Origin of the sequence: Pantoea pleuroti (assembly GCF_014156615.1) — a bacterium.
Lineage (GTDB): Bacteria > Pseudomonadota > Gammaproteobacteria > Enterobacterales > Enterobacteriaceae > Pantoea > Pantoea agglomerans.
Window position 1 is genome coordinate 466644 of the sequence record NZ_SBFD01000004.1, and the last position, 6692, is coordinate 473335.

Consider the following 6692-nt stretch of genomic DNA (forward strand, 5'->3'; position numbering starts at 1 on the left):
ATCCGGACATTAAGGCCGCCTGTCAGGTTTTTGGGGCAGGGCAGTGTACGTCTCGCTTAGTTAAGGCTGAATCACCTTACCCTGCTCATCAAGCAGATCCGTCAGGAGGGCCGTGCCATCGCTTCCCACCCGGAATTCCCCGTAACGTGCCTGCGCGAATCTGTCGGCATGACCTTCCTGAAAGAAATAAGCGTTGGTGCCGATGGTCAGCGAGCCATAATGTTGATGGTATTTTACCCGCAGCTGATTTGGCTGCAGAGGTTCACCCTGATCAAAACGGGCCTGAGTCGCGTGACGCTGCGCATCGAGGTCAACAATCAGGGTTCCGCTGGTGGGCAGGCATGGCGCTGACAGGGTCGCGCCGCAGGACTCAGCCTGTTGATACAACGCCATTTCCAGCGGGCGGGTGAGGGCATAGTTCAGCGCCATGTAATCACCCTGCATCAGGGATCGCGGGTCAACCGGGGCAAGAGGTAAAATCATGACCGCGCCTTGCTTCAGCAACTGCTCTTTTTGCCAGATGCTGACATTGACGGCTATCAGCGCCAGCGCTATCACAGCGCCAGCCAGCCATCGGCTCTGTTTATGCATTTTCACTGGCACCTCCGATTTGTGCAGGTAATACTTTTTTGACTCCCCATGCCAGCCCCAGTAAAACCAGACCACTGACCAGCAGCAGCAGGGATTTCTGCAGCAGAATTACCTCCAGGAAGTAATACCAGCCAATGACATACAGCACCATGAAACCGCCACTGACCACCAGCAACCCCAGACTTCCCTGATAACGTGCCATCAGAATTAACCACAATCCCAGCCCTATACCCGGTGCATAGAGGGCGGCGGCCCCGCAGATAAGCGCAGCGGGCAGCGTGATGATCGAAAACAGCGGCTGGCTGTGCCTTTTCTGACTGAGCGCACTCAGCACTAAGCCAGCCGCGATTCCTGTACCTGTCGCGGACTGAAGCGTGGAAAATTGCGATGCTGACCAGAGGAAATCCGTGAGATACGCCGCGTTAATCCCAAGGAAACTCAGCAACATCAGACCACAAGGTATGCCATACAGCAGGGGGTGTACCGCGTCAGCATACGGCCCTGACCGTAACCAAAGCTGATGACTGACAGTCCACATCCACAAAAATACGACTGCCGCCACCAGTACGGACACAGCAAGGCGTGCAGCCACCGGAGACAGGTAAAGCCGGGCCACAGAATGGCCCGCCAGCACCAGGAAAAAGGTCAGGGCAGTGATGGCCATAAACCGATAAGTACGGTCGGGCATCGCCATCGCCATTGCGGCCAGGATCGGCAAGGCAGTCAGTGAACTCAGCATAATAAAGCTGGCATCATTGCTCTGGATTTGCAGCAGAACGCCAGTTATCAGCCCGCACGTTGCCGCAATCGCCCATGCCAGCCCGAGGTGATGTTTACCGTCACGCTGACTGCTTAACAGGCCACGCGCAATGGCGGCAAGCAGCAGCGAAGGAATAATAAGGGTCGCAGCGTTCGGGTCTTCCAGCAGATCAGTGGCATAGAGCATCAGTATCATCAGTAACAGAATGATGATCGCTGCGACCCAGCCTCCGACGCTTAGCGCCAGCCTGAGATACCAGGGCAGGTCGGATGCGTGACCGCGTTGCTTAATTTCCTCAACCTGTGAGGCGTTCAGCAAACCCTGCTGACGCAAAGTGTCTGTCAGTAAGGTCAGCCTGGCCGGAACCAGATCGATTGGCCCCTTTTCAACCAGTTTGCGTTGCCACTTCAGCAGAATTGAACCATTTACCGCCACCCAGAATGCCAACAGGATGCCAGTCAAAAACAGATCACCCGTATCGTAGGCTAAAAGAAATAACTGCATAATTAGCGCACAGCCAACCACGGTCAGGCTGGCAATGCCCAGCGTCAGCATGCAGAGATCCTGATAGCGGTAACGGTACAGGTAATAACCTGCCAGCAGGGTGATCACCCAACCGCCGGTGATATAAGGAAGGTGGTCACCGCCGCCCCAGTCAGAGAGGTTCCCGGCCACGATGGCGGTCAGCTGAAGCAGTAAAAATCCCGCCATGACTCGCGAGAACCAGCGGCTTGCCAGCCAGCTCTTGGGATGATGCGTTATCGCGCACCAGGCTAGCGCTTCCCTGACAATCAGGCAGGCTGCCAGCAACGCCAGATATGCGTAGAGCACAGTGGGCGGGAGCCTGGTTAAACTGTCAGACGCGGCGAGATCCAGAAGTGACGACGGCAGGGTGTTGTAATAGAGCTGGAACGCCAGGTTAGCGACCAGCCAGCTGCAAAACCACAGGCTGTTTTGCCTGGCAATCAGCGCCAGCGGCAGAAGAACGTATAACCAGGCCCGAAATAGCTCCCAGCTGTCAGCACCGGTCTGATAAATCTGTCCATACAGCGCAAAAAGGGCACCGAAGCTTAACCCTGTCGCCAGTAATGCGTTGCGTGCCAGCGTGCTGTACCAGCGCCACCAGACAATCACCGCCAGCGCGACGATCAACAGCTCGGCCAGGGCAAATTTCGCCATTTTTGGCAGCCAGGCCCAGTTCCAGGCAACAAAGAACACCGCTCCGGCAACCAATGACAGTAATCCCAGACAGGAAAGAACCGGGATAAGAAACTGACGCCACTGAGCATCTGACGGTCTGATTCCACAGAAAGCAAAGATACGCTCGCAGGTCTCCGGGGTCAGGCTTCCTCCTTTCAGCAGGCGTGCGATCTGGCGACAAAGATACTCTGCCGTCCGTGACGGCATCCCGGTGATGCCATCGGGTGCAAGCTCCCTCATTCTTTCCCTGCCTCTGTTTGCGGTATGACTTTGATGATGAAGTTAACGGCTGTTCTTCCCTGCGATCAATCCGAGTGTCGGTCAGTAACGCTCTGCTGAGCGGCCGATGATTTTGCTGAACAAATGTAAACATCTTTTCCAGGATATAACAGCGTAAATCAAAGGGGAGGGGGAACTCTGCGCAATCTGCCGCATTATTTTGATCAAATAGTATCGTGGCCGTATTTTGGCTGCGTGAACATGACATCCGCCCCCGACGAACTCGATCCCCGCAGGCAGGCTTTACTGCTGTACTCTCAGGCGTACCGCATCACCCGCGTTGCTGAAATGCTGGGAGAGAAATCCGCAACCGTGCACAGCTGGATTAAGCGTGATAAGTGGGCGACTATGGCCCGTTGGATCAGATGCAACTGACCATCGCCGCGCGCTTGTATTTCTTAGACACCAACGCCCGTACCGTGCAGAGTTATTACGGCAACCTGTACCTGAATGAATATTTTTGGATCCCGAAGTTTCAGGAACTGCAGAAAGTGGCGTCCGGCATGGCGCTGCACGAAGTGGCGCCAAACTCACTTTTCCACCCCGTCCAGCCTGACACACAGCGCCTATCCGTTCTGGCCCGTAGCGCATTGATTTAAAGGGGTGAGTTCCTGAGTGGAAAAGCACATACGCTACCGGACGCCGCGCCGCATTGGGCGCGCTGCAGAAAACCGCCCATTCACTGAATCGGATTGCGGGCAGTTGCTATGCTGGCAGAGGTCCGAAGGCGCGGTATGAATCCACCAGTGAATCAAAAAGCGAGATATCTGAGCGACTTCTGGCGATAAGCTGGGCACCGGCAATGGCCGTGAAAATTGCACGCGCTCTGGATTCACTCTCACCTGAATCGCACACCTTCGCAGCCACGAGAAGTTTGTTCAGCCATGCAATGTTCACATCAGCAAACTTCTGTATTTCTGCATTCATTTCAGGAGGTAAAGTATCTTTTTCAGCGCCCATGAAACTGCCCAGGCAGAGACGATTTTCGGCCTCAAGTGATCTTCGGAAGATTTCAGGAAAGCGACGCAGCGCATCAATGGGTGATGGGCTTTCTGATTCGATCATCTCGAGCGCGAGCGCACCGTCCTCCCAGTATCGTCTGGCAACGGCAATACCCAACTCGGCTTTGCCTGGAAAATAGTAGTAAATACTCGCCGCTTTGATACCCACATCCTGCGCGAGGTCGCGGAAATTCAAACCGTTATAGCCCTGAGATTGGGCAATTTTCCTGGCCGCCTGCAAAATGGCTTCCCTGGTGTTGACGCTCATCTTGATGCCTTTGGTATTGGGATGATCTCTTAAATAGAGAACGCTAATTTACAGCAAACGCTTACCGGGTGACAGGGTGATTGCCATGAAAAACAGTAAGTTCAATGCATCCAGGGTGCTCAGGCAGAAGTCATTCCATCATGGTTTAGCAAGTAACATCGACAGCCGACGCTATCATAAGCACTCTGGTCACCGGGAAAGTCAGTAGATAACGAACCCGGCGTACCGGAGTTTACATTGAGTGGCGCTATTACCGGGTTGGCGAATCCAGCTCAGGAATGCCGCTGTTGCGATCGGCGTAGGCCGCCTGGAAGGCAGGACGTTTTGTCCAGCGCTGCCAGTACGCATCTAAGAACTCAAAACGCTCGTCCAGTGGAGTGGCATTGACCGGGAATTTCGAGAAGGCGATCGCGGTCGCCAGAGTCATATCCGAGAAGGTCGGGGCATCGCCGCCAAGCAGCCATTCGCGGCCGTCTGACAGATGGCGATTAACCAGCGCGGCGTGAGCCAAAACTTCTTTACGGCAGTGTTCACCCCAGGCCTCATTTTTGGTCAATTCCAGCTTGAAGCCGAGGCCGGTGTGCAACACGTGGAACGCTGTAACGATGCGGTACAGGATATGCACCCACACCCGGTTATCCCACATATTATCCAGACCCTGTTCCAGTGCTGTTTCTCCCATAATCTTGCGGCCCGGATACTCCTGATCAAGATAGCGAACGATGGCAGCCGTTTCAGAAATATAACTACCGTCAGCCAGTTCAAGGGTAGGTGTTTCGCCCCACGGATTCATATTCAAATGTCGCCAGCCACGCTGCTCTCCTCCAGGGGACATGTCATAGATGGTCTCGGAAAACTGGTCAGCGATGCCCTTTTCGTGCATGAAAAGCCGCAGGCGCTGTGGATTAGGAAAGGCCGAAGGTGATGTAAAAAGCTGAAGTTTAGCAGTCATGGTCGATCCTACAGGTTGATGGTTGGGGTATCTAACTAACGTTAGGTAGGTAAACATTAGCGGTCAAAGCAAAACACGTCAACACATGTCTAACACTTGTTAGGTTAATTTTTTGGTGACCTTCCTGCTTGATACGATATTTCAGCGGAGGCATAACTGAAGAAGGGGGGCAATGACGCCGGAGGGATGAAAAATGCAAATGAGTGGAGAGGTTCGATTCAAACGAGTTTTCAGGTGAGTTACATATTGGCAATTACTGTCGACTGGTTGCCATGCGGGCTGCTGGCCAACAGGAAGAGCCGGCTGGTAGTCCGGAAGCGCAAGGGCCACGGGGTGAGGTAGTAGCGGTTAGATCAGCCCATGAAGCCGACTGGTGTGGGCATCATCACTGGTCACAAAAATGAGCGGCCGCTGTGGCTTTGAGCGAAAAGCGGACGTCAAAATAATAGCGGCAGGGACGTTCTGCCATAATAAATATAACACCCGCTCGCGAACCCTTTTTGGTGTTGATTTTTCAGACAGAGTTGCAGGGCAGCATAAAACCCCCGGTTTTTACTGCAACCAGTCTATCCACGTTTTACTTTTTTAATTGTCATTTTTACTAACCAATACATGGCTAAAGCGTAAAACGCGATAACGGTCAAAAGGGAAAAGAACGTAACCGGATCCGTACCGGCTTCGTATACGTCATCCTGATAACTGCTGAAAATTTGGTGAGAATGTTCAACGAGCCACGCCGTCAGCGGATAGAGTGGCATCCCGTAACGCGACACCATAAAGGCCACAATAAAGCAGACGAAAAAACCCGCTGCTTTTCTAGCGAATTTTGCAGTTTGCAAAGTTAGTTTCTCCCTGAACGTCAACATAGCCGTATGCCATCAAGCTGTTTCGCGAACCCGGCACGCGGATTGTTTTTCTCCGGAGCAGCGCCTGTCTTACCGTATAGAAATCAGTACGCCGCACGAAGGTGATACACCCTTCACTTTCTCCGGAGCCGTCTGGCCGAAGAGGATGCAGGCGGAAACCGCCGCGGGCAACGCCATTGATGAAGATGGAATCACTCATCGTTTTCGAATCAAAGAGCGCAAACCACTCTGAATGATTTGAGTTGTTCCAGGTGTCGACGGCCCATCCTCTGATCTGGTTAGCGATACTGCCTTCAGGACGCGGAACAATCCAGTAGCGCCCGACCGGAATGGCACTGTTAGGCTTGTAGGTACAGTTTGGATCATTGGTATAAGGCTTTTGGCCGGAAAAGACCGGGAAGGTACCCACGCCGTAAACGTGCAGCTTTGCCTCGCCGCCGCCCTTTGTCAGATCGTCGTAGGTCATTCTCATTAACTGCATTAAACGCTCCCTGTAGGTTATAAGGCATGCCAATGAACCGGGCAATGCTACCATTCCTTAATAGAGAAGTTAACGGGCAGGCGGGCGCTTGACAGCCAGAGTTCATCTCATGCGAACCTGACAGCCTTATTTATCATAAGACTACTTGCCGCACCCCGCAAGAGGCCTTCGGCGCGATCCTTCAGCACAAATACTGACGTCCGCTTATGGCACTTAGCGGACAGTCAGGCGAATGTCCGCTATGAGCGAAGAGCGGACCGTCAGGCTTGCAGCAAGACGGCCAGTTAACTGGCA

At 53.5% G+C, this 6692-nt stretch carries 6 protein-coding genes and 1 pseudogene; 1 reads left to right on the plus strand and 6 read right to left on the minus strand.

The features are described from left to right. Nucleotides 1-60: 60 nt before the first annotated feature. Both EPG66_RS13070 and EPG66_RS13075 read right to left on the minus strand, forming a co-directional pair. Nucleotides 61-591, minus strand: coding sequence for a GDYXXLXY domain-containing protein (locus EPG66_RS13070; protein ID WP_083069394.1), 531 nt, complete (start codon nt 589-591; stop codon nt 61-63). Continuing rightward, a complete protein-coding gene (locus tag EPG66_RS13075; RefSeq protein ID WP_182687128.1) occupies nt 584-2791 on the minus strand; it encodes a DUF4401 domain-containing protein in 2208 nt (735 codons plus the stop codon). Before EPG66_RS13075 ends, EPG66_RS13070 begins: the two co-directional genes overlap by 8 nt. Before the next feature lie 234 nt (nt 2792-3025). On the opposite strand from EPG66_RS13075, the pseudogene EPG66_RS13080 reads away from it, so the two are divergent. Then, nucleotides 3026-3409 (plus strand): annotated as a pseudogene (locus tag EPG66_RS13080) (terminase gpP N-terminus-related DNA-binding protein); the annotation flags it as partial. A 126-nt stretch (nt 3410-3535) separates the two neighbouring features. Here the strand turns inward: EPG66_RS13080 and EPG66_RS13085 are convergent. The 4 genes from EPG66_RS13085 to EPG66_RS13100 all read right to left on the minus strand — a co-directional run bounded on the left by EPG66_RS13085 (nt 3536) and on the right by EPG66_RS13100 (nt 6398). Continuing rightward, nucleotides 3536-4099: a TetR/AcrR family transcriptional regulator gene (locus tag EPG66_RS13085; protein WP_033786788.1), complete on the minus strand. Its 564-nt coding sequence runs from the start codon at nt 4097-4099 to the stop codon at nt 3536-3538. Nucleotides 4100-4349: 250 nt separating this feature from the next. Further along, entirely contained in the window at nt 4350-5051 is a 702-nt protein-coding gene (locus EPG66_RS13090; RefSeq protein WP_182687130.1) for a glutathione S-transferase family protein, read from the minus strand. A gap of 566 nt (nt 5052-5617) precedes the next feature. Further along, the gene (locus EPG66_RS13095) at nt 5618-5890 is read right to left on the minus strand and encodes a hypothetical protein (protein WP_083069397.1); all 273 of its coding nucleotides are present in this window, start codon (nt 5888-5890) and stop codon (nt 5618-5620) included. Next, nucleotides 5868-6398 (minus strand): DUF2778 domain-containing protein, encoded by a 531-nt coding sequence (locus EPG66_RS13100; RefSeq protein WP_182687132.1) that lies wholly within the window; start codon nt 6396-6398, stop codon nt 5868-5870. The genes EPG66_RS13095 and EPG66_RS13100 overlap by 23 nt, the downstream gene beginning before the upstream one ends. Nucleotides 6399-6692 lie beyond the last annotated feature (294 nt).

Bases quoted from the DNA above. Each gene is read 5' to 3' on its own strand.
- EPG66_RS13075 (WP_182687128.1), bottom strand. From the start codon at position 2,791: ATGAGGGAGCTTGCACCCGATGGCATCACCGGGATGCCGTCACGGACG.
- EPG66_RS13090 (WP_182687130.1), bottom strand. From the start codon at position 5,051: ATGACTGCTAAACTTCAGCTTTTTACATCACCTTCGGCCTTTCCTAAT.
- EPG66_RS13070 (WP_083069394.1), bottom strand. From the start codon at position 591: ATGCATAAACAGAGCCGATGGCTGGCTGGCGCTGTGATAGCGCTGGCG.
- EPG66_RS13085 (WP_033786788.1), bottom strand. From the start codon at position 4,099: ATGAGCGTCAACACCAGGGAAGCCATTTTGCAGGCGGCCAGGAAAATT.
- EPG66_RS13100 (WP_182687132.1), bottom strand. From the start codon at position 6,398: ATGCAGTTAATGAGAATGACCTACGACGATCTGACAAAGGGCGGCGGC.